At 52.3% G+C, this 21,843-nt stretch carries 12 protein-coding genes; 4 read left to right on the forward strand and 8 right to left on the reverse strand.

What is annotated here, in order from left to right; genetic code table 11:
• Positions 1 to 131 precede the first annotated feature (131 nt).
• Positions 132 to 1,520 carry a sigma-54-dependent transcriptional regulator gene (locus F7231_RS15030; protein WP_166692488.1) on the forward strand — a complete coding sequence of 463 codons (1,389 nt, stop codon included), beginning with the start codon at positions 132 to 134 and terminating at the stop codon, positions 1,518 to 1,520.
• A 75-nt stretch (positions 1,521 to 1,595) separates the two neighbouring features.
• Here the strand turns inward: F7231_RS15030 and F7231_RS15035 are convergent, their stop codons facing one another.
• Positions 1,596 to 2,693, reverse strand: a complete 1,098-nt coding sequence (locus F7231_RS15035; RefSeq protein ID WP_166692489.1) for a Gfo/Idh/MocA family protein — start codon at positions 2,691 to 2,693, stop codon at positions 1,596 to 1,598.
• A 171-nt stretch (positions 2,694 to 2,864) separates the two neighbouring features.
• Between F7231_RS15035 and F7231_RS15040 the strand changes: the two genes are divergently transcribed.
• Complete coding sequence (locus tag F7231_RS15040; protein WP_166692490.1) at positions 2,865 to 4,142, forward strand: sensor histidine kinase; 1,278 nt, start codon at positions 2,865 to 2,867, stop codon at positions 4,140 to 4,142.
• A 95-nt stretch (positions 4,143 to 4,237) separates the two neighbouring features.
• Here the strand turns inward: F7231_RS15040 and F7231_RS15045 are convergent, their stop codons facing one another.
• From F7231_RS15045 to F7231_RS15075, 7 genes are all read right to left on the reverse strand, one after another.
• Positions 4,238 to 7,654, reverse strand: a complete 3,417-nt coding sequence (locus F7231_RS15045) for a VCBS repeat-containing protein (protein ID WP_229369972.1) — start codon at positions 7,652 to 7,654, stop codon at positions 4,238 to 4,240.
• A 90-nt stretch (positions 7,655 to 7,744) separates the two neighbouring features.
• Positions 7,745 to 9,283 (reverse strand): RagB/SusD family nutrient uptake outer membrane protein, encoded by a 1,539-nt coding sequence (locus F7231_RS15050; RefSeq protein ID WP_085411398.1) that lies wholly within the window; start codon positions 9,281 to 9,283, stop codon positions 7,745 to 7,747.
• A 33-nt stretch (positions 9,284 to 9,316) separates the two neighbouring features.
• Complete coding sequence (locus tag F7231_RS15055; RefSeq protein ID WP_229369974.1) at positions 9,317 to 12,421, reverse strand: SusC/RagA family TonB-linked outer membrane protein; 3,105 nt, start codon at positions 12,419 to 12,421, stop codon at positions 9,317 to 9,319.
• A 929-nt stretch (positions 12,422 to 13,350) separates the two neighbouring features.
• Positions 13,351 to 13,770 carry an rRNA maturation RNase YbeY gene (gene ybeY / locus F7231_RS15060; RefSeq protein WP_166692492.1) on the reverse strand — a complete coding sequence of 140 codons (420 nt, stop codon included), beginning with the start codon at positions 13,768 to 13,770 and terminating at the stop codon, positions 13,351 to 13,353.
• A 94-nt stretch (positions 13,771 to 13,864) separates the two neighbouring features.
• Positions 13,865 to 16,240, reverse strand: a complete 2,376-nt coding sequence (locus F7231_RS15065) for a TonB-dependent receptor (RefSeq protein WP_166692493.1) — start codon at positions 16,238 to 16,240, stop codon at positions 13,865 to 13,867.
• 335 nt (positions 16,241 to 16,575) lie between these two features.
• Positions 16,576 to 17,496 (reverse strand): PfkB family carbohydrate kinase, encoded by a 921-nt coding sequence (locus tag F7231_RS15070; protein ID WP_166692494.1) that lies wholly within the window; start codon positions 17,494 to 17,496, stop codon positions 16,576 to 16,578.
• 178 nt (positions 17,497 to 17,674) lie between these two features.
• Positions 17,675 to 18,880: a hypothetical protein gene (locus F7231_RS15075; protein ID WP_166692495.1), complete on the reverse strand. Its 1,206-nt coding sequence runs from the start codon at positions 18,878 to 18,880 to the stop codon at positions 17,675 to 17,677.
• 139 nt (positions 18,881 to 19,019) lie between these two features.
• Here F7231_RS15075 and cysS point away from each other — a divergent pair, with 139 nt between their 5' ends.
• Positions 19,020 to 20,510 carry a cysteine--tRNA ligase gene (gene cysS, locus F7231_RS15080; RefSeq protein ID WP_166692496.1) on the forward strand — a complete coding sequence of 497 codons (1,491 nt, stop codon included), beginning with the start codon at positions 19,020 to 19,022 and terminating at the stop codon, positions 20,508 to 20,510.
• Between the two features lie 122 nt (positions 20,511 to 20,632).
• Positions 20,633 to 21,823 carry an MFS transporter gene (locus tag F7231_RS15085; protein WP_166692497.1) on the forward strand — a complete coding sequence of 397 codons (1,191 nt, stop codon included), beginning with the start codon at positions 20,633 to 20,635 and terminating at the stop codon, positions 21,821 to 21,823.
• Positions 21,824 to 21,843 lie beyond the last annotated feature (20 nt).

Here is a 21,843-nt window from a genome sequence, read left to right on the forward strand (position 1 = left end):
ATCCTCTAGTCATCAGTTCTTCGGTGGTTTTAGCGAAAATATGAAAAAAGCGTGGGGTTTGGGGCTTAGGGCGAGGGGTGTTGCTCTCGCGCCAGCTACCCCCAAGCCCTACGCCCCAAGCCCATTCCCCCATGCTCTTAATCATCGACGACGATATTGCTGTTCAGACGTCTCTTTCGCTGCTTTTCAGGAAAGAAGGCTTTGCTGTGCGTATTGCTGATGGGCCGTTCGAGACGCGGGAGGTGCTGGACGAAGAAACGCCGGAAGCCATTCTGCTCGACATGAATTTCTCAGTCGAAACGTCGGGTGATGATGGGATTCGGCTGCTGCGATACATTCGCGAACGGCTGCCCAACGTACCTGTGCTGCTCATCACAGGCTGGGGGAGTATCGAGCTGGCGGTGCAGGGCATGAAAGCCGGTGCCAACGATTTCATTACCAAACCCTGGCAGAATGAGCATATCGTGCAATCCGTCAAAACGGCGATTAAGCTGGTGGGAGGGAAGGCTGGCGAAGCGGTGTCGGCTGGTCGTCGACAGCTTGACGAGCAATTTCAGTTCGACAATATCGTGGGTGAAGATCCGAAATTGTTGGACGTGCTAACGACCATTGGGCGCGTGGCCCCAACCGACGCGCCGGTGCTGATCACGGGCGAAAGCGGAACGGGGAAAGAACTCATTGCTGAAGCGATCCACCAGAATAGCCGCCGCAAACGGCAACCCTTCGTAAAGGTGAACCTGGGCGGTATTTCCAGCACGTTGTTTGACAGTGAACTCTTCGGCCACGTGCGCGGCGCTTTCACCGATGCCAAAGCCGATCGCGTCGGCCGCTTCGAGTTGGCTAACCGGGGCAGTATTTTCCTTGACGAAATCGGTGATCTGGATGCGGCATCTCAGGTTAAATTACTTCGTGTGTTGCAGGACCGTACCTTCGAGCCGCTGGGCAGCAGCAAAACCCGGACGGTCGACGTGCGGGTGATCTGTGCTACGAACCGCAACCTTGAAGAGATGGTGCAACTGGGTACGTTCCGAGAAGACCTGTTCTATCGGATTAACCTGATCACAGTACGTCTGCCCGCCCTCCGCGAACGCCCCGCCGATATTCCCAGGCTAGTCAATTTCTTTACCAGTAACCTAAAAGCGCTCTATGGCCGCCCCAATCTGCAGGTGGGTAAAGACGCACAGCACTGGCTTAAAGACCTGTCGTTGCCCGGTAATATCCGTCAACTGAAAAACGTGGTCGAACGCGCTGTATTATTAGCCCCTGGCGATACCCTGACCGTCGCCGACTTCGAAAAGCACCTTGCCCCCCAAGCCCTTAGCCATCAGCCCCCTGCCCTAAACCAACTCCCACCCGTCGGTAGTATGACGCTCGATCAGATGGAACGGCAAATGATCGAACGGGCAATGGCGCATCACCAAAACCGAGTCGGCCACGTAGCGCGTGCGCTGGGTATTACCCGCTTCGCCCTTTATCGCCGCCTGGAGAAATACGGCATTGCGTATAGCACGGAGGAGTGATGAGCGAGGGGCATAGGGCTTGGGGCTTGGGGTAGCTGACGCGAGAGTAACCCCCCAAGCCCTACGCCCCCCGCCCTATGTCCTCTTCCAGTCGATTTCGATGCGGCGGCCGGTGTCGGCAGAGCGGACGATGGCGTCGATAATGCGGAGGTCTTTGATGCCTTCGGCGGCTGAGGCAATGGGCTCGGTGTTGTCGATGATGCTGGCGGCGAAGGCATCCATTTGGCGGATCTGCTGGAAAGGAGGCGTTGCCAGATCGATCTTGCCTTTCGACGAATCGCCTTTGGCCCCCGTAGCGTTGAAGGCAGGTTGCAGCCCAAACCACTCATGGCCCGTGGTGGCATGAAGTCGATCGACGTACGACGTGTAGGTTGTCGTTGAGTTGGAAAGTGCCCCGCCCGGAAATTCCATCTGGAAAAACATACTCTCGTAAATGTCCTTGAAAACTGTTTTATCCCGAACAAACCCCTGTGCCGTCACCGCAATCGGGTCTTCGCCGATCGTGCGGCGGGCGCCCTGAATGGCATATACGCCCAGATCCATGATGGCCCCGCCACCGCCCATCTGCCTGTTGAGTCGCCACGAATTTGGGTTAGCCATGGAGAATCCCAGTGCCGTTTCCATCAGTTTCACCGTACCCAGTTCCTTCGATTGCGCCAGCCGACGTACCTCCAGATGATGTGGTTCGAAATAAAGCCGGTATCCCACCGACAGTTTTACGCCCGCTTTCTTACACGCCTGCACCATCTGTTCGCATTCACCCACATTGAGGCCCATCGGCTTTTCGCAGATCACGTGCTTACCCGCTTTGGCCGCCCGAATTACGTATTCGGCGTGCATTGAGTTGGGCAATACCACGTAGACGATGTCGATATTGGGATTGTCGGCAATGCGGTCGAAGGTCTGGTAATCGTAGATATTCTCTTTCGCAACGTTGTACTTCTGCATCCACTCCTGCGCTTTTGCCGGGGTGCCCGTCACGATGCCCGCCAGTCGACAGCGCTCAGTATGCTGTAACGCCGGACCCAACTGCACGTTGCTATACGTACCCAGCCCCACCAGCGCAATGCCCAGCTTACGGGTGTCGGCAGTGTGAAACAGCGGCGAAGCATTGGCATTAACCAGGGCACTGGCCCCGAGAGCAGCCTGCGTCATAAAAAGGCGGCGGTTCATATGTGGTAGCGATTAGGGTATAAGGATGGCTGACTGTTCAAATAGTTGCTTCGCGAGTTAGTGGATAACTTCGCTAGTGGTGCCTATTCTAAGCAACTACGCCAAGAATATGAGCAAAACAGAACAGACCTTTGCAGCCAACAAGATACTGAAAGTGCGTATCCTTAGTTTATGAAATTTCAAACCCGCTACCTGCTCTACATTGGCGCCGTTCATGCTGTACTGATTGGGCTGACGTTTCAGTTGCTGAAGGAAGAAAAACCCTATTTCATTGCGGCGGAAGTACTGATTTTGCTGTCGCTGTATGTGGCTGTTCGGCTGTACCAATCCTTTCGGCAGCCAGCGGCGTTCATTGCTTCGGGCATTGAGGCGATTCGAGATAAAGACTTCACCGTCAAGTTCGTAGCGACGGGTAATGAAGAGGTTGACGGACTCATCAATGTCTATAACCTGATGATCGACCAGCTTCGACAGGAACGCACCCGGCAGGCCGAACAGCAGTTTTTCCTGGATAAGCTGATCGAGGCCGCCCCCATTGCCCTCCTGACGTTTGACTTCGACGAACGGGTATCAGCTGCGAATCCGAAAGCCCGGCAACTATTGAATCTGCCCAACAATGAGCTGATCGGTAAGCCGCTGTCGGCCATCGGACACCCTCTGCTAACGTACCTGATTGACCTGCCCGACGACCAGCCGCAGACGATCAAACTGACGGGTGTTGAAACCTACCGGGCTATGCGCGGACAGTTCATCGATCGGGGGTTTCGGCGGCAGTTTTTGTTCATCGAAGAGTTAACGGCCGAGATCATCGATACAGAGAAGAAGGCGTTCGGCAAGGTGATTCGCATGATGGCCCACGAGGTGAATAACTCGATCGGTGCAATCAACTCCATCCTGCACATTGCCGAGCCCGACGTACCTGACCCTGATGTGCGCAAAGCCGTGCGCGTCGCCATTGAGCGCAACGACCGGCTCAACCAGTTCATGCGTCGTTTTGCCGATGTGGTGCGGTTGCCGGTGCCCAATCCTGTCCTCACCAACGTACCTGGCCTACTGCGCGATGTATTAAGCCTGATGCAACCACAAGCTAGCGCGCGTGGCCTATCACTGACGCTGACCCTCCCCGAAGCATCAGTAAGGCAGCTAATGGATGTTACCCAAATGGAGCAGGTGCTAGTGAACGTAGTGAAAAACGCGATTGAAGCCTGCCAGACTGGACAGTCCGTTGAGATCGTTCTGAGCAACCGCGAATTGCTCATCCGCGATAACGGCCAGCCTATTCCCGGCGAGGTAGCCGCCAATCTGTTCAATCCTTTTTTCAGCACAAAAATCACCGGCCAGGGTATCGGCCTGACCCTCGCCCGCGAAATCCTGCTCAACCACGGCTTTGCTTTCTCGCTACGTACCCAGCCCGACGGCTGGACAGTGTTTCGGATACAGCTCGCGTGATGTAGTACGCGTATCTAGGAGATTTAAAAGCTTACGCGTTCGAAGCTACTGGCTTGTCTCAGTCTGTTTAATCCGCTAGATCCGTTCCTGCCACATCATTTCACCAGACAGCGGTTCAGGCGGAGTCCTTGTGAGTTGATGGCTGTGAAGAGCAACGTTTCCTTGTTGGGACCGTGTAGAAGCGCTGACGATCGGGCATCGCCCCGAATTAATAAGCCGCTGGTCGTGGGGTCGAGCGGCTTGAAATGCCCCCGCCCATCGCCCAGCAACACCACACCATACGAGGCATCTTCGCGACCCATATTGACTTCATTTGGGTAGAAATTACCCGTCAAGACGGCGTCCAGATGCCCGTCGTGGTTAAAATCGTGCACAACGATGCCGAACGTCGGTGCTACCTGAGCCGGGCGAGGCAAGGCATGTACGACAAATTTGCCCTTCCCTTGGTTTTCGATATATGCACTTTGCAGATAGGTCGCCTGCGCCTGATAGGCGTCTGTCAGCTCGTCCTTTGTTAGTAACTCATCGAATGTAACGGCAGCATAATCGGCAAAGCGCTGATATTTCCGGCGGAACTGAATCACTTGCTGATTTAACGCGTCGCGGGGAATAGCCGGATAACACATGCCATTGATGAAATAGCCCATTAAAGGGTCTACAGTACCGTCCTTGTTGAAGTCGCTGGCGATAATTTTGACCGGTTCGTTGGGCGATGCCTGATACAGTGTGTTCAGTCCTTCATTACCGGCCATGTAGTCGAGGTCGCCATCGTGGTCAAAATCACCCTGCGCCAGCGTATTCCACCAACCCGCTGTGTTCGGCAGTTGAATGGCGGCCGATTTGAAACTGCCTTTTTCGTTCTTATACACCGTAAGGGGCATCCACTCACCGGCCAGCAGCAAGTCAGACCAGCCATCCTGGTCATAATCGGACCAGAGCGCCGAGCAAACCATACCGGCTTTCATCAGCGACGGACATACTTGCTGCGTCACGTCGGTGAAGCGATAGCCAGTTGCCAGTCGGTCATTTCGTAACAGATAGCTCCGGGCGGGTAACGGGTATTCGCCTGGAATCTGACGCCCCCCTACAAATAAATCGAGATCGCCATCATGGTCAAAATCGGAGGCTAGTACACACGATCCACTGCCCGACAGATCAGGCAACGTACCTATAGGCGCTATACTAAAATTGCCTGTTCCGTCATTGATATACAGCTGATCCTGGTAGAACGCCTTGTCGGTTGCCAGTCGCTCGTTTCCCCCGTTAACCACGTATAGATCCAGGTCTTTATCGCCGTCAGCATCGAAGAACAGGGCACTCGTTGCTTCATGGTCGCCCTGTGCGGGAAATGGTCTTTTCGTAAATCCGCCGGAAGTATTCTGGACTAGTAAACAGGCCGAACTGCCCCGGTAAGAACCACCCGCAAAACAATCGTCTAGTCCATCGCCATTGACGTCACCGACCGCTAGCGCAAAACCAGCGCGCGACAGCATCTTCAGCATAGCGGCCCGCTGCTTGAAATCAACGAAATCGGACTCTGTATGTACGAAGTCGATGGGATATTTTTCTGTAACGTCAGCAAAAAGAAGATTGCTGGGCGGGGCAGTAGGGGAGTTGGTATCGGTCGTTGCCTGGGCATACGATAGAGTAAGCACCTGATCGGCCAACACGTTTCGTTTGATTTCCGACCGTCCGCCTGGCCACTCGATACGCAATGAGTCGATTTTGGTTTTGTTGCCCAAGCCAAAATGAAGTAGCGACTCTACCGACGACAGGTAGCCCCGTACCGTGAATAGCTCTGCATACTGAGTTGCACCCGCTGCCCACAGCGTTACGTTTGCGCCTATGCCTTGTCGATTGGTCGAGTCGCCCTGTAACTTGATTGTCAGGTAATGTTGATCCGGTGCTTGTTCGCGGCTTCGATTGCGGTACACAAGCGCTTCATCGTCAATGTTGTTAACCGCTACGTCCAGGTCGCCATCGTTGTCGAAATCGGCATAGGCTGCGCCGTTTGCGTATGATTTAGTGTTGAGGCCCCAGGCTTTGGAAACATCGGTAAATGCTCCGTTGCCCGCATTGCGGAAGGCATAGTGTGCGAGTGGAAGCTCAGGCACTTTATCCATTAAGTCGAGGCGTTTCTGCGTGTTGTATTCGGTCGTGCCAAAACTGGAGAAGTCTTCGGTGAACGTGATGAAGTCGCGATCGGTCACGTTTTTGCGATACCCGTTGGTGATGTACATGTCTCTCCAGCCGTCATTGTCGAAATCGGCCAGCAATGTTGCCCAACTCCAGTCTGTCTGGGCCACCCCTGCCATCATGCCTACTTCAGAGAAAATAGGCGTGGGGCGTGGGGGCTTTGGGCTTTGGGCTTGGGGTTGCTCTGCCTGGGAACGCCCCTCGCCCACATTCATCTGTAGCGAGTTCCGCATGTACTGCATCTGGTTGCCGTAGCGGGGCGAAACGCTCATTTCCTTGCGGTCATAATCCTGCCCGCCCAGCATCATCTTAAGCCGGTTATTCTCCTTTGGCAGCATATCAAGCTGCATCAGGTCAATGCGAGCGTCGTTGTTCAGATCGGCCGCATCGACACCCATACCATACATGCTGGTGTGGGCGGTCGCCTCTTTAATGACGTTGGTAAAATGGCCATTCCCGTCATTCAGGTACAGGATATCACTGCTGGTAAAATCATTGGAGCAATAAATGTCCGGATAGCCGTCCTTATTGATGTCGCTGATAACCAGCCCCAGGCCAAGCGCATCGTAGGTAATGCCCGCCTGCCGGGAAACGTCGATGAAAACCGGATGACCCGCCGGACCATTGCCTTCATTTCGGTAGAGCTTTCCCGTGCCGGGGTGAGATCCATCCGATACGACCGGGCGCACGTGAGAAGGGTTCTGATACTCGGGCGCTGTGTTAAGCAGAAAGACGTCCAGATCGCCATCCAAATCATAATCGAAAAAAGCGGTTTGCGTGGTAAAAGCCGGATCTGCCAATCCATAGGCTTTCGCCATTTCTTTAAAAACAGGTTTTCCGTTTGTCAGCCCCTGGTTAACGAAGAGCAGGTTTCCGCTCTGTTTAAGCGACGGATGGCTGGCAACCGAAATATAAATATCCAGCCAGCCGTCCTGATTAATATCGGTCATTACCGCGCCCGAACACCATCGGTTAGTAGTCAATCCGGCCGCTTCAGTAATGTCGGCGAACGAAAAGCCATCGTTGGTCTGCTTCCCCTGATTCAGATACAGGCGGCAGCTGACCTGGTTGCCGGTAAAGAACACATCCGTGAAACCATCGTTGTCTACGTCGCCAACAGCTACACCGCCGCCATTGTAAAAATTGGTAAACGTAAAGCCATTCAACTGGTCAGAAGGGGTCAGCGAATTGGCAAACGTGATGTGGGTTTGATTGCTGGAAAGTTGCTCGAACAGGGTATCTGGTGCCCGATTACAGGCCAACAGCATGCCGCCCATCAAAATTGCCCAAATCGCCCGTAGCCAACTCAATTGCATAACTCTATCTTTTGGGTTTGCCTGGTACAACAATGACACCGGGTGATCCGGTGTCATTGTTGAAAGATACTCGTATGTTAAGCCACTAAATTAATAGCCAGGATTTTGTCCTTTTATACCAACGTTCGGGTTGTTGTCGATCTCCTGCTGAGGAATGGGCAGTAATTCATGCTTGCCTTTCTGGAAGTACGAGAAGGGTTCGGTTGTTAACTTACCCTGTTTCCGCCACCGCAGAATGTCGCGGTTCCGAACTTCTTCACCGTTTAGCTCCACACGCCGTTCGTGCACAATAGCGGCAAACACCTGATCTTTTGTCGAAGTGGGGTATTTGGCAGTTGGGTACGTAGGCATGGCTACACTGGGCCGGTTACGAATCATGTTCAGGTACGTGACTGCACTGGCCGAATTTCCCAGCTCATTTTCACATTCAGCCATAGCCAACAGCGCTTCAGCGTAACGCATAATCCGCTGGTTGATACCGCCGGTTGTTGAAACACCCGCTTTGTACATCAGCGTGAACTTCCGCCAGCTTACTTTCTGTGCTTTACCATCAACAAGCGAGCTGTTGCCGTTTTGAACCTCATCCGTCAGGATGTTCTGGTCTTTGTTAAACTTATCCCCAGTGGTGTAGAATGACCGCGCGTAACGTGGGTCGGTCTTTGCATCACCTTTAGCCGTTTTCTCAAACTCAGATAACAGACTGTTCGACGGAATGATGTTCCGCCAGCCAATCCCTGAATACTCCTGGGTACGTACTGTTTCTTCGCCTGCCGAAGCACCGTCAGCATCGCCGTTCCAGTTGAATGAGCCCCCCGAAGGCAGGAAGTTTATTTCCCAGATCGACTCCTTGTTGAACTCGGTTTCTTCGATGAAATTATCGCTGTACTCATCTACCAGAGCGTACGTACCTGAACTGATAATTTTTTGCAGTTCGGTTTTGGCGTTCGTATAATCGCCCTGTTGCAGGTAGACCCGGGCCAGCAGCATCTGAGCGGCACCTTTGGTAGCCCGACCCTGGTTGGCGGCATCGTATGTGGCTGGCAATGCCTCCTGAGCCGCTTTCAGATCGGCAACAATGAACGCATATACATCGGCTTCCGGTGAACGAGGCAATGAACCGGATACTCCCGTAACAAATGTTTTGTATAGCGGAACGCCCCCCCACATACTCACCAGTTCAAAGTACGACCATGCCCGAAGAAACTTTGCTTCGCCAACCGCTTGTGTGGCGATGCTGGCTGTCAATGCTTTAGCGGCCGCGGCCTTGTCAATGACCACGTTGGCCCGGTGAATTACTCGGTAAGCGCCCGTCCAGACAGAACTTACCAGCCCGTTGTCTGTCGTGTGTACACCCAGCAACAGTTGGTTACGTGGCGTCTCGAGCTGGCCACCACCTGCCGCCACATCGTCTGAACGCAGATCATGGGTGAAGAACCACTCGCGGGCAACCAGGTTAGTCGATTGAAGAGCCGCATAGACTCCGTTGACCGCGCTCCTGATCTGTAAATCATTTTGAAAATAACTGTCGGTCGTTACCGCGTTGGGGTTCAGTTGTTCCAGTCTTTTATCGTCACACCCAACGGTTAGAACCAGCAAGAAAGCTCCGATTAAGAAATAGTGCCTTTTCATAAAAAAGTATGCTTTTGAGTTCGTGAAAATCAGTTAGAATGTAAGCTGAAGGCCAGCCAGGATGGTACGTGCCTGAGGGTAGTTGGCGTAGTCGATACCACTCCGCAGCAGCGTACCATTGCGTGAGCCAATCTCCGGATCATAGCCCGTGTATTTTGTAATCGTCAGTAAGTTCTGGCTTGATACATACACCCGAACTTTGTTTACTGATCCATTGGTCAAACTGCCTAAGGCCTTGGCTGGAATCGAATAGCCGATAGACAGGTTCTTGATACGCATGTACGAGCCGTCTTCAATAAAGCGATCTGACGTCCGGCTGTTGTTGTTTGGGTCACCCGCCACAGCCCGTGGAATATTAGTCTCTGTGTTGGTTGGCGACCAGGCATTTAGAACGGCTGGTCCTGCGTTGAACAAGCGGAGCATACCTTCTGTAACAACCCGGGTACCGTTGTAAATTTTGTTGCCGTAAGTACCCTGCAGATACAAGGTAAAGTCGAAGTTCCGGTACGTTCCGCTAAAGTTGACCCCGTAGTTGAACTTCGGCAGGTAGCTGCCCAGGTACGTCCGGTCGTTGGCGTCAATTTTACCATCGCCATTCAGGTCTTTGAAGCGAATGTCGCCAGCCGAAGTGTTTTTGGCCGGGTTGTCCGCATCGCGTGAAGCGGGCCGGTTTTGAGCAGGCGAGCTGTATACTTGATCGATTGACTTGAAGATACCATCCACTACGTAGCCGTAGAATGACTGGATAGGCTGACCAACTTCGGTCTTGGTAATATCAGCCCCGCCGTAGTCAGCATTTGACCCTGCATAGATCGCTGAGGTTGGCGTAGCCAGACTTAACACCCGGTTGCGGGTGATGCCTACGTTGGCCGACAGATTCCAGCGGAATGCCCCTTTCGCGTAGTTGTAGCCTGCCTGGAATTCGTAGCCCCAGTTTTTCATGCTACCGATGTTAGCCACCGGGGCATTGCTGTAGCCGATTGAGTTCGGAATGGGTACGCCAAGGATGAGCCCGTCTGTGAAACGATTGTAGATTTCGGCCGTAAAGGTGATCTTGTTACTAAACAGACCAACATCAATTCCACCATTGACCATGTCGGTCGTTTCCCATTTCAGCTCCGTGTTGCCCAGAGAGTTGAAGTACGAGCCCAGGCTGTTTGCTGAGCCAAATGGATAGGCCGTCGCATCAGCTGATACAAGTGACTGCCAGGCATAGTTGCCAATTCCATTGAAGCCCGTCTTGCCATAGCTTGCCCGGAGTTTCAGTTCCGAAAGCTGAGGTACACCTTTCATGAACGACTCCTGATCAACACGCCAGCCTACAGATGCTGATGGGAAATTGCCCCATTTGTTGCCCGGAGCAAACAGCGACGAACCGTCCCGACGAATCGAGGCGCTGATCAGATATCTGCCGGCATAATCGTAGTTGACACGGCCGATGTACGAGATGAGGTCCGTTTCAGCACGCGTACTGGTGATGGCGGGGTTACTAACTCCTTGGATTACATCCAGATCGTTGTTTGGCCGGGTACCTGATCCGTTCATGCCCGTCGACAACACCTGTTGCGTTTCAGCAACGGCTAGTGCACTTACAGAATGCTTGCCGAAGCTTTTGTCGAACGAAAGCTGATTGGTGATCGTCTGCGCAATATTCGTGTTCCGCGACTGCGAGACCGTAGCCGAGCTACGCGTTGTGTACCCATCATTGTAGATTGGGTTGAACGTGCTGCCATTCGAGAAGCCTAAATCAACGCCATAGTTAAAGCGGTATTTCAGGAAGCTCGTCAGCCGAACGTCTGCATAGAGCGTGGCAAAAGCTTTTAGGAATTTAGTACGGGTTACATCCATGGAAGGAGCCCGTAGTGGGTTTTCCGGATCTGACCCATCGGCCGCTGTTGGCGCGCTAAAACCACCCACCTTAGTAGGGTCTGTGGTAGGCCAGTAAGGCATCATGCGAAGGGCATGCATCAACTGTGACCGATCGCCGTTGGTTTCATTGCGCTGACCGCTGTAGGCGGCTGTTAATGTCTGGCCGATCGACAGGAACTTGTTTACCTGGTGATCGGAGTTCAACCGCAGCGAGCCCCGCTCGAAATTGGTCCCCTGCATAATACCATCCTGTTTGAAATAACCACCCGAGGCGAAGAAGCGCGAAGCCGCGTTCCCGCCCGACAGGGAAACCTGATGCTGCACAATTGGGGCATCCCGGAAAAGCTCATTCTGCCAGTTCGTTTCCGTTTGGGCGAACGTTTGGGTAGCGCCGGCATAAATCGGCACGTTTAGGTTATTGAGCCGTGAAGGCAGCGCAATGCCTGCGTTAGACGTGAGCGCTTTAGCGTATTGAACATACTGGTCCCGGTTGAGCACGTCTATCTTGTGCGTTGTGCTCTGCAAGCCTGCGTACGAATCCAGCGAAATGCGAACCTTACTGTCACGGCTTCCTTTCTTGGTCGTGATCAGAACGACCCCGTTGGCGGCCCGTGACCCGTAAATAGCGGCCGAACTGGCGTCTTTCAACACTTCCAGCGACTCGATGTCATTCGTATTGAAGCTGTTCAGGTCGCCGGTTGGTACGCCGTCGATTACGTAGAGAGGACCAGAGCCGAAGCTGATCGACCCGACACCCCGAATTTGAACAATAGGTGAGCTACCCGGTCCGCCATTATTAATAACCGATACACCCGGTACGCGTCCCTGAAGTGCAGAAGCAAGGTTTGGTACAGGTAGGGCGGTTATTTCTTTCGGTGTTACTGTAGAAACCGCACCTGTCAGGGATGATCGTTTTTGGGTACCATAACCTACCACAACAACCTCATCCAGTGAACCGGCGTCTGCTACCAACGATATATTGATCGTTGCCTGCGTGCCGACTGTAACTTCTTGCTTTTTGTAACCAATGAAGCTAAACACGAGGATAGAGTTACCAGTAGGTACGTCTATCCGGTAAGCGCCACGGGCATCCGTTGTTGTTCCGCGTGCTGTTCCTCTGATCTGAATGCTTACGCCCACCAGAGGGCTTCCTGTTTCGTCGAGTACAGAACCTATTACGGTTTGATCGACCAGGCGGGCCCAGGTACTTGTCGTTAGGGCGTGAACGAGAATAAGCGTGTACAGTGCAATCCGTACTAGCCTACTCAAAGAAGCATGGATTTGTAATTGTTTTGACATAATTTTAAGGGTTTGTTGGTTTCACAACAGGCAAAAAAAGTCCCTGCATCCGATTTCAGATGTTCTGTCGCAGGAATAAAAGGGAGTTACTGAGTCAGTGATGTTGGCGCATTACTGGCTCTTTTTTTTATGCATATAGCATGTAATCGGGCATAGGCTAAAGCAGGGTTGGGTTTGGTAAAAAAGACTCGATTAAATCGGTTATTGCAGACCGTCAGGAAGTACACTCAATCTATAAAAGGGTAATGATTCTTCTCGGCTATGCTTGTCTAGAATAGAATAAACCTACTACTCTAATCAAGGCTGGTGCAGTCTATTCTACAAAAGGCTACCGTTAATGACAGGCAACTACTCATACTATGTGTCAAAATGACACTTTTTCAACTGTAAAAATGCTCAAACTTTACCGGGAGGCAGTCTTTGGCTGAAATCTGAAGCAAAAGCCTGTCTACTTAATAATGACAATTTTTAAAGTGAAAATACTATTTATATATGGATTGTCAAGGTGTTTTCCAGGTCTAGACGTATATCAGTCACTTTATCACATATATCAGTCATGTTATCACATATACAGCCCTCTTATGGCGTAGAATTACTGCATACGTCAACATTTTCGCCTGATCCAGCAGCCAGCAAAGGGGCTAAATAAAAGCGGAAAAGTCAGCTGATCAGGCTGACTTTATACCGTAAAATACTATATGTTCACAGGTTTATAGAACTCACGGCTTGTATAGCCTAAATGAGTTAATGCTAATTTAATTTATCGGGGCCCATATGTAAATGAATGGCCATAACAGACACAAATTTTGTCTCTAAAGGGAATAAATTCATTCACATTAAGATCGCTCTTTAATTGTCTGAAATTCCTCTACCCACGTATTCATTTGACAAGTTTCGGGCTAACAAAAAGCGGCTAACCATTCGTCTTCCTTGCTCCGCATCGCGGTCTGATCAGCTTCGGTTTTGTCACTATAGCCACAAAGGTGGAGCAGACCGTGGGCCAATACGCGGCGCATTTCCTGTTCGGGCGAGACGCCTAACTGGGCGGCATTGTCGGCTACACGGTCGACGCTGATAAAGATGTCGCCTTCGATTGGATCGTCTTCGAATTCGCGGTTGTCGAACGTGATGATATCGGTATAGTAATCGTGGTCGAGGTGTTCGCGGTTGACCTGCAATACATATTCATCCGAGCAGAATATATAGTTGAGGTCGCCCATGTCGTGCCCTTCGGCCTTAGCCTGCGTCGTGAGCCACTTTTTTGCCGCCAGCTTCTGTGGTAGCTTGTAATCGACGTCTTCGTTGAAAAAGCGAATCAAGGGAGTTTGCTGTTTGTCGTTTAAGGATTGAGGTTGCGCGGCTGACACACTAGTTCTACAGCACAACATCAATCCTCAAACTACAAACGCTATACTAAAATTTCACGCGTACACCGGCGAGTACGTTTCGGGTAGCTTGCGGGTAATAATAGTTGTACGAATCGAGGCGGCCTTCGCTGATGTATCCGTAGGTGTAGCCGTTTGAGACGTATCGTTCACTGAACAGGTTATTGACGAGCAGCGTGAACACGATCTCTTTCGCAAACGTCGGTTTAAGCGTATAAATAAACCGCAGGTCATTCACGAAATAGGCGTTGATTTTACGGCTGTCGCTGCTCGTGTTATCCAGAAACTGCTGACCCACATATTTTGATAACAAACCGATCTCCAGTCCTTTGGCGGCTGTCAGCAGTAGTTGTGAACCGGCAATAACGTTGGGCGAAAAGGCAATATCGGTTTGCGAAAACTGGCGCGACTCCTGACCTGCGTCTGAGTCGAAAAACTGTGTATAGTTTCGAATCTTATTTTGGCTAACCGTTGCGTTCACGTTCCAACGCAATGTCTTTGTCAGCAGTGTAGTAGCCTCAGCCTCAATACCGGCGCGGTAGCTGCTGGGTACGTTGATCCGGTTAAAGGCACCCACATCGTTGATGGCTCCGTTGAGCACCAACTGATTGCGATAATTCATGAAATAGCCATTCAGGCTTAAGGCCACGCGGTCGGTACGGGTTTTTACGCCGGCTTCCCAGTCATACAGCGTTTCAGCTAGCGGTCGGCTGCCGGGTGTCGACTGCGTATAGTCGTCGCGGTTAGGTTCTTTATTACCTACGCCAAACGACGCATAGGCCGACGTGCGGTCGTTGACGGTGTAGGTAACGCCCGCTTTTGGATTAAAGAAAGTTAGCGATGCTTCCTGTTGCACATTCCGCAATTGGCTGTTGAAACCAAGAAACGAGTAGTTGACCGAACGTACCTGCAAATCCAGGAAGGCGTTCAGCTTCGAAGTAAATTGGTAAAAAGCCTTGGCGTACACGTTAACGTCAGTCTTGGTAGCATCGTCTTCGTAATACCGGTAGGGCGTGGTGGGCACAAACTGACCCGAAATGACCTCGCCGAAATGCTTACCCTGATACTTGTTCAGGCCGCCACCGATGTTGGCCGTAAGCCGATTTTTAGTGTCATAATCAAACGAGAACACAGTGCCGTAAAAGTCATTATCGAGCCAACGCCGACGTACCAGATTTGAACGGCTGATCGTTGAATCGCGGATCACAACGTTGGGTAATCCGTACCGGCTCAGGCGGTCATTCTCTTTAAATTCTTCGTAATACCCCCGCCCTTTGGTGTAAAATAGCGATACGTTGGCTCGCCAGTTACGGCTCAGCTCTGTTGACGTAATTAACTGATACTGATCCTGCTGGTAATTATCGGTCTGGTTGGGGTACGTAAACTCATTATAGGTCCGGTTGGTGGCCAGCAGTTCCTCGGGTACGCCGTTCCAGGCCTGGTATGTCTTCTCCTGACCTGAGAAGACGTTCAGCCGCATAAAGCTTTTCTGATTGTAATAGCCGCCCGACAGATAAAACGATTTAAGGTCCGACGACGCCCGGTCGATGTAGCCGTCCGACGCGATCTTCGACAGCCGTGCATCCACCACAAAATGCCCCGACATCAAACCCGTTCCCGCCTGAACCGTAGCCCGGCGCGTGTTGAATGACCCGCCCGACAGGTTCACTTCGGCGTACGGATCTTTCTGGAGCGAATTGGTCTGCACGTTCACGCTGGCCCCAAACGCACCCGCCCCATTGGTCGACGTACCCACGCCCCGCTGAATCTGCACGCTGTTCACCGACGACGCAAAATCGGGCATATTCACCCAGTACGTCCCCTGCGACTCGGCGTCGTTGTACGGAATACCGTTGAGTGTCACATTTACCCGGGTGGCGTCGGAGCCACGAATACGGATACCCGTGTAACCTACTCCTGCGCCCGCATCGGAGGTAGTTACCACCGAAGGCGTGAAGTTGAGTAACAGCGGTAAATCCTGTCCCAGGTTGAGCTTGGTCAGGTCGCGCTTTGTTACGTCTGTATAGGCAATAGCCGATTTCTCACTAGCTCGCGTAGCCAGCACAACGACCTCATCCATAACTACTTCACTCTGCCGCAACTGGATAGAGAGTGGCTCGCTGGTTGGCAGGGTAACAGCCTGTTCGATCGCATTGTAGCCAACGAGCGAAGCACGTACCTGATACGTACCTGGCCGGAGATTGGTAAGCCGGAACGTACCCGAGGCATCAGTGTTGGTGCCTTTAAGCGATCCGTCGATAGTGATAGCGGCACCCGGAAGTGGGCTACCGTCGGCCTCCCGAACAGTGCCGGAGAGGATAAGAGATTGTGCCCAAACGGGCAATTGGAATACGCACCACAACAGTAGTGTGGCAGCAAAACGATAGGTCGTTGCGTTGGTCATCGAGACACAAACGGTTAACGATAAGGCGTAGGGGCCAAGCCTATCTTGAGTGAAAAATGGTTTGTAGTTTGATGTTTGTAGTTGCTTCGCCTGAGGCGGGGAGTCACTCTTTAGCAGCGCAACCACAAACCTCAAACCATAAACTACAAACTCGTTTACATTCCCTGCTGCGGCATTACCCGTGTACAGGTTCTATGGGTATAATCTCAGCCCGTTGTTATAAGGCACCCCTGAAAGATTAATGAGGCAAAGTTAATGCGAAAATGAGTTCAAAGTGCCAGTTCCCGAGTTCAAAGCGACTTTGAACTCGGGAACTGGCACTTTGAACTCATTTTTTACATCTCTACGCTGAACGCCGACAGTTTCACGAACTGATCAACGCGGTCTTGAATCTCCTCAGGCGAGAGGTTCAGGATGCGCTCGGCCCCGAATTTCTCGACGCAGAACGACGCCATGGCTGATCCATAAATGACGGCCCGCTTCATGTTATCGAACGAAATGTCGTCGGTTTTGGCAAGGTAGCCGATGAAGCCGCCTGCGAAGGTGTCGCCTGCACCGGTTGGGTCGAATACCGACTCCAATGGCAGGGCAGGAGCGGCAAAAATGCGGTCTTCCTGAAACAGCAGCGCACCATGTTCGCCTTTCTTGATGATTACCGTTTTAGGACCCATGCCCATGATGGTACGGGCAGCACGCACGAGCGAATAGTCGTTGGTGAGTTGACGGGCCTCTTCGTCGTTCAATACCAGCACGTCAACGTCCTGCAACAGGGTTTTCAGGTCGGCATTCGCAATCTCGATCCAGAGGTTCATCGTGTCGAGCACAATCAGCTTGGGGCGGTTGGCCATGCGCTTGATCACCAGGTGCTGAATGGCTGGTGCCGTATTGCCCAGCATCAGGTACGTGCAACCCTGGTATGACTCAGGAATGACGGGGTCGAAATTTTCCATCACGTTGAGCTGCACATCGACCGTGTCGCGCGAGTTCATGTCGTTATGGTACTTACCCGACCAGAAAAACGTTTTCTCGCCTTTACGAATCTCCAGCCCGTCCACGTTCACGCCATGACTCACCAGCGTGTCGATCATGGTTTGCGGAAAATCGTCGCCCACAACGGCAACCAAGTTATTTTCGTTGGTGAAGTACGACGCCGACAGGGTAATATAGGTGGCGGCACCGCCGATGATTTTGTCGGTCTTGCCGAAGGGGGTTTCCAGGGCGTCGAACGCGACCGAACCCACGGTGAGTAAACTCATGCTGTTTCTAGTGTCAATTGATGCCCGCAAAGGTAAGCGTGAGCGGGTTATGTAAGGTGAAGGCTACGTGTGATCAGTCTTGTTGCCCGTGTGGCTTTTGCTCTTTGCTTTACGCCTGTCGGAGACGCTTAATCGAAGAGACAGGCGAGAGCAATATAGTATAGGGCACCCCCCCTCACTAAATCACTTTATGCCGTTTGAACTCCTTTTCGCGGTCGAAGAGGAAGCGGTAGGTGATGTGGCGTTTGACGACTTTGCCCCCGAGCATTTTTGAGAAACGGATCATGCGCACGTTGAAATCGCCGATCCAGTTTAATTCCAGTTGGCTGAACTGGTGCTTCTTGCCGCCCCAGGCTTCGCGCGTCGGGTAGGCAATGGCAATGGCTGATTCAATGCCTTTCCCCTGGAAATCAGGTACCACGCCGAAAATGACGCCGAAGGCCTTGTTCGTTGGCTTGAACAGTTTGTGGTACAAAAATGTCAGCTTGCCGCGCAAATCCATCTTGCCGTTCACGTGCTTGAAGTACTGGTTTAGCTCGGGCAGCATGATGAAAAAAGCTACCGGTTGCCGCTCGGGTCCACTGCCGTGATAGCCGAACCAGACCAGATTTTCTTCCATCACCGGCTTCATTTTCTGCATCAGCACCAGCGCCTTCTCGGTGGTCATATCGGGCGTACCCAAAATTTTAGCCCAGGCTTTGGTGTAGATCTCGGCGAAATCGGCGGCGTATTGGGGCAGTTTATTTTTCTGAATATGCTCGAAGGTGTATTCTGGGTTATCCAGAATTGCCTTTGCCCGATCAAATACCTTCTGTTGCATGCCGTTCGCAATCAGCTCATCATAGGCAATGGGCAGGTAGAACGTATGCTGCTGGAAATAATCCTTAAACCCGTAATTCTCGAAAAACGGCACGTAATATGGCTTCGTGTAGGGCATGCCGTAGTTCGGTTCTTTGTCATAACCTTCGACAAGGAGGCCCCACCACCGGTCGCGATCGCCGAAATTAATTGGACCGTCCATGGCTTCCATGCCCCGTGCGGCCAGCCATTCGCGGCAGGTGTCGAGCAGTTTGAACGCAGCCGTTTGGTTGTCGATACACTCGAAAAAGCCCATTCCGCCCGTTGGTTGATCTTTTTCAGCCTTCAGCGTCTTCTGATTGATAAAAACCGCTACCCGTCCGATGGTCTCGCCCGCCTCGTTTTTCAAAACCCAACGCGTGCATTCGCCATCGTCGAACAATTTGTTGCGCTTTGGGTCGAACACGCTTTCCAGATCATCATCGAGTGGACGAATCCAGCAGGGGTCGTTTTTGTAGAGGCGGACCGGCAACTGGAGGAATTCGGTACGGAGGGCGGCGTTCTGGCCTACTTCGAGTAATTGCATGCTGTAAAAATAAGCGTAAACACAGAGCCACAGAGGGCATAGAGGAAATTGTGTACTGCATATCCGCTCTCTCTGTTCTCCGTGACTCTGTGTTTAATGACCCTCTTCGTAACTTCGTACCCTATTTACCGAATACAGCATGCAACCGCTCTCGCTCTATAATACGCTTTCCCGCCAGAAAGAATCGTTCGAACCCATCAGCGCGCCCAATGTGGGTCTCTACGTCTGTGGACCAACGGTCTATAATTACGTTCACCTCGGCAACCTGCGTACCTTCCTGACTTTCGATAATCTGTTTCGGTACCTGACGTTCATTGGCTATAAGGTTAGGTACGTTCGGAACATCACCGACGTGGGTCACCTCGTTGGCGATGGCGACGAAGGCGAAGACAAGATCGGACGGATGGCCAAGCTGGAGCAGATCGAGCCGATGGAGATCGTGCAGCGTTACACCAACGATTTCCACGATGTATTGCTTCAGTTCAACATGCGTCCGCCGAGTATCGAGCCAACAGCAACCGGGCACATGATCGAGCAGATCGAAGCCGTGAAACTGCTGATCGACAAAGGATTGGCTTATGAATCGAACGGGTCGGTGTATTTCGATATCGAGCAGTACAACAAGAACGGCGGCGACTACGGTAAACTGTCGGGCCGTATTCTGGACGACCTGCTCAACGAAACCCGCGAGCTTGACGGGCAGAGCGAAAAGCGGAACCCGCTGGATTTTGCGCTCTGGAAAAATGCCTCGCCCGAACACCTCATGCGCTGGCCATCACCCTGGGGCATTGGTTTTCCGGGTTGGCACCTTGAGTGTACCTGCATGAGTACCAAATATTTAGGCACGCAATTCGATATTCACGGCGGTGGTATGGACCTGAAATTCCCGCACCACGAATGCGAAATTGCGCAGGGAAATGGCCTGAACGACCGCGCCCCGGTTCGGTACTGGATGCACTCGAACATGCTGACGGTCAATGGCCAGAAGATGAGCAAATCGCTGGGTAATTCGTTCCTGCCGTCGCAGCTCTTCGCCGGTGATCACCCGCTGCTCGACCAGGCCTATTCGCCCATGACGGTCCGGTTCTTTATGTTGCAGTCGCACTACCGCAGCACGCTCGATTTCTCGAACGACGCCCTAAAAGCGGCTCAGAAAGGCTACAAACGGCTTGTGAATGGCTACCGGCTTATCAAGTCGATGACGTACCTGGCCGACGAAGGGGTGGAGGTAGATCTAAAACAGGGCGAAGAAATTGCCAAATACAAGCAGGCCCTTTTCGACGCTATGAACGATGACCTGAACACGGCCGTAACGATTGGTCATTTGTTCAGCCTGCTGAAAAAAGTGAACCAGCTCGACACGCGGCAGGTGTCGATGGGGCAACTAGGCGAAGAAGCGTTCAATCAGTTGAAAACGACATTCATCCAATTCTTCGAAGAGGTGCTAGGTTTACAGGAAGAAATAACGCGCGACCAGTCGGCTATGGTCGGTGGCATGCTCGATCTTTATCGTGAATACAAAACGCAACGCCTTTACGACAAAGTAGATCAAGTACGTACCTACTTCAAATCGCAGGGCCTCGTCATCCGCGACATGAAACACCGTATCGACTGGGCATACGAGGAGTAATGAAGTAGATCCGTAAATCCTGACGCTGATCTATTGCAGACGTCTAGTCGAAGGAGTAGACGTCTGCAATACATACAAGCGCAAAACTGCATAGCGCTTACATTGCCTTGTCCAAACGTACCTTGACTCAAGCACGTACTGAAACCCTGAGCAACGCCCACTTACTGGTTATCGTGCTGGCGCAGTTTGCCGGCACGTCGTTGTGGTTTGCGGGGAACGCCATTCTACCTAATCTACAACCGTTGCTGGGTACAACAGCGCTGAGTGGCTGGATCACTTCGGCGGTTCAACTGGGCTTCATTGCAGGTACGTTGGTCTACACCCTGTATCGAATCCCGGACACGTACCCAGCCCCGCGTGTTTTTTTGGTGTCGGTAATTGCAGCGGCGGTGTTCAACCTGCTTATTCTGCTATTGCCACTCCGGTCGGGATGGGTGCTACTGAGTCGGTTTGGAACGGGCTTCTTTCTGGCGGGCGTTTATCCCGTCGGTATGAAAATCGCGGCCGACTGGTTTAAACCGGTGCTTGGACGGGCTATGGGCTTTCTGGTTGGTGCGCTGGTACTAGGCACCGCCCTACCACACCTGATACGCGGTGTGGGCCAATCGTTACCGTATGAAACTGTGTTGCTTACCGTAAGCGCCTTGGCCGGAGCAGGTGGTGTGTTGCTGTTCTGGGCAATTCCGGCAGCGCCAGTGGTGCGTCGGTCGGGTACGTTTAGTCTGTCTGTTTTCCCGATGCTGTTTCGCCCCGGTCCATTGCGGGCAGGCATTATAGGTTATTTTGGGCATATGTGGGAGCTCTATGCACTCTGGGCTTTTCTGCCCGCCTTGCTTACCATTTATAGCCAGCTGCATCCGACGTTTTTCTTCAACAAATCTATCTGGGCGTTTTGGGGAATTGCTGCTGGTTTTTTGGGTTGTGCTGGTGGAGGGTTACTGGCACTTCGTTTTGGGAGCCGCCGGGTTGCCACTGCCAACCTGGCAATTTCTGGCCTATGTACCGCGTTGATTCCGCTGATGGTGTTCGTATCGCCGGTACTATTTATGGGCTTCCTGTTAATTTATGGCATCACCCTTGCCGGTGACTCGCCGCAGTTAACGACCATCGTCTCAACCAACGTACCTGACAGTATCCGCGGCAGTTTGTTAACGCTCGTAACCTGCATTGGCTTCTCTATCACAATCATTTCTATTCAGGCACTAGCGTGGTTATTGCCGTATACGGGTGGCTCCGTGTGGGCGTTTTGGCTACTGGCACCTGGCCCGGTGTTGGGCCTTTGGGGGCTGCTAAACAAGCGAACCACTGCCTAGTTGTTTTATAAAGCCATCTG

The sequence above is a fragment of the Fibrivirga algicola genome (assembly GCF_011742925.1).
Lineage (GTDB): Bacteria > Bacteroidota > Bacteroidia > Cytophagales > Spirosomataceae > Fibrella > Fibrella algicola.

Bases quoted from the DNA above. Each gene is read 5' to 3' on its own strand.
- F7231_RS15030 (WP_166692488.1), top strand. From the start codon at position 132: ATGCTCTTAATCATCGACGACGATATTGCTGTTCAGACGTCTCTTTCG.
- F7231_RS15035 (WP_166692489.1), bottom strand. From the start codon at position 2,693: ATGAACCGCCGCCTTTTTATGACGCAGGCTGCTCTCGGGGCCAGTGCC.
- F7231_RS15040 (WP_166692490.1), top strand. From the start codon at position 2,865: ATGAAATTTCAAACCCGCTACCTGCTCTACATTGGCGCCGTTCATGCT.
- F7231_RS15045 (WP_229369972.1), bottom strand. From the start codon at position 7,654: ATGCAATTGAGTTGGCTACGGGCGATTTGGGCAATTTTGATGGGCGGC.
- F7231_RS15050 (WP_085411398.1), bottom strand. From the start codon at position 9,283: ATGAAAAGGCACTATTTCTTAATCGGAGCTTTCTTGCTGGTTCTAACC.
- F7231_RS15065 (WP_166692493.1), bottom strand. From the start codon at position 16,240: ATGACCAACGCAACGACCTATCGTTTTGCTGCCACACTACTGTTGTGG.
- F7231_RS15070 (WP_166692494.1), bottom strand. From the start codon at position 17,496: ATGAGTTTACTCACCGTGGGTTCGGTCGCGTTCGACGCCCTGGAAACC.
- F7231_RS15075 (WP_166692495.1), bottom strand. From the start codon at position 18,880: ATGCAATTACTCGAAGTAGGCCAGAACGCCGCCCTCCGTACCGAATTC.
- cysS (WP_166692496.1), top strand. From the start codon at position 19,020: ATGCAACCGCTCTCGCTCTATAATACGCTTTCCCGCCAGAAAGAATCG.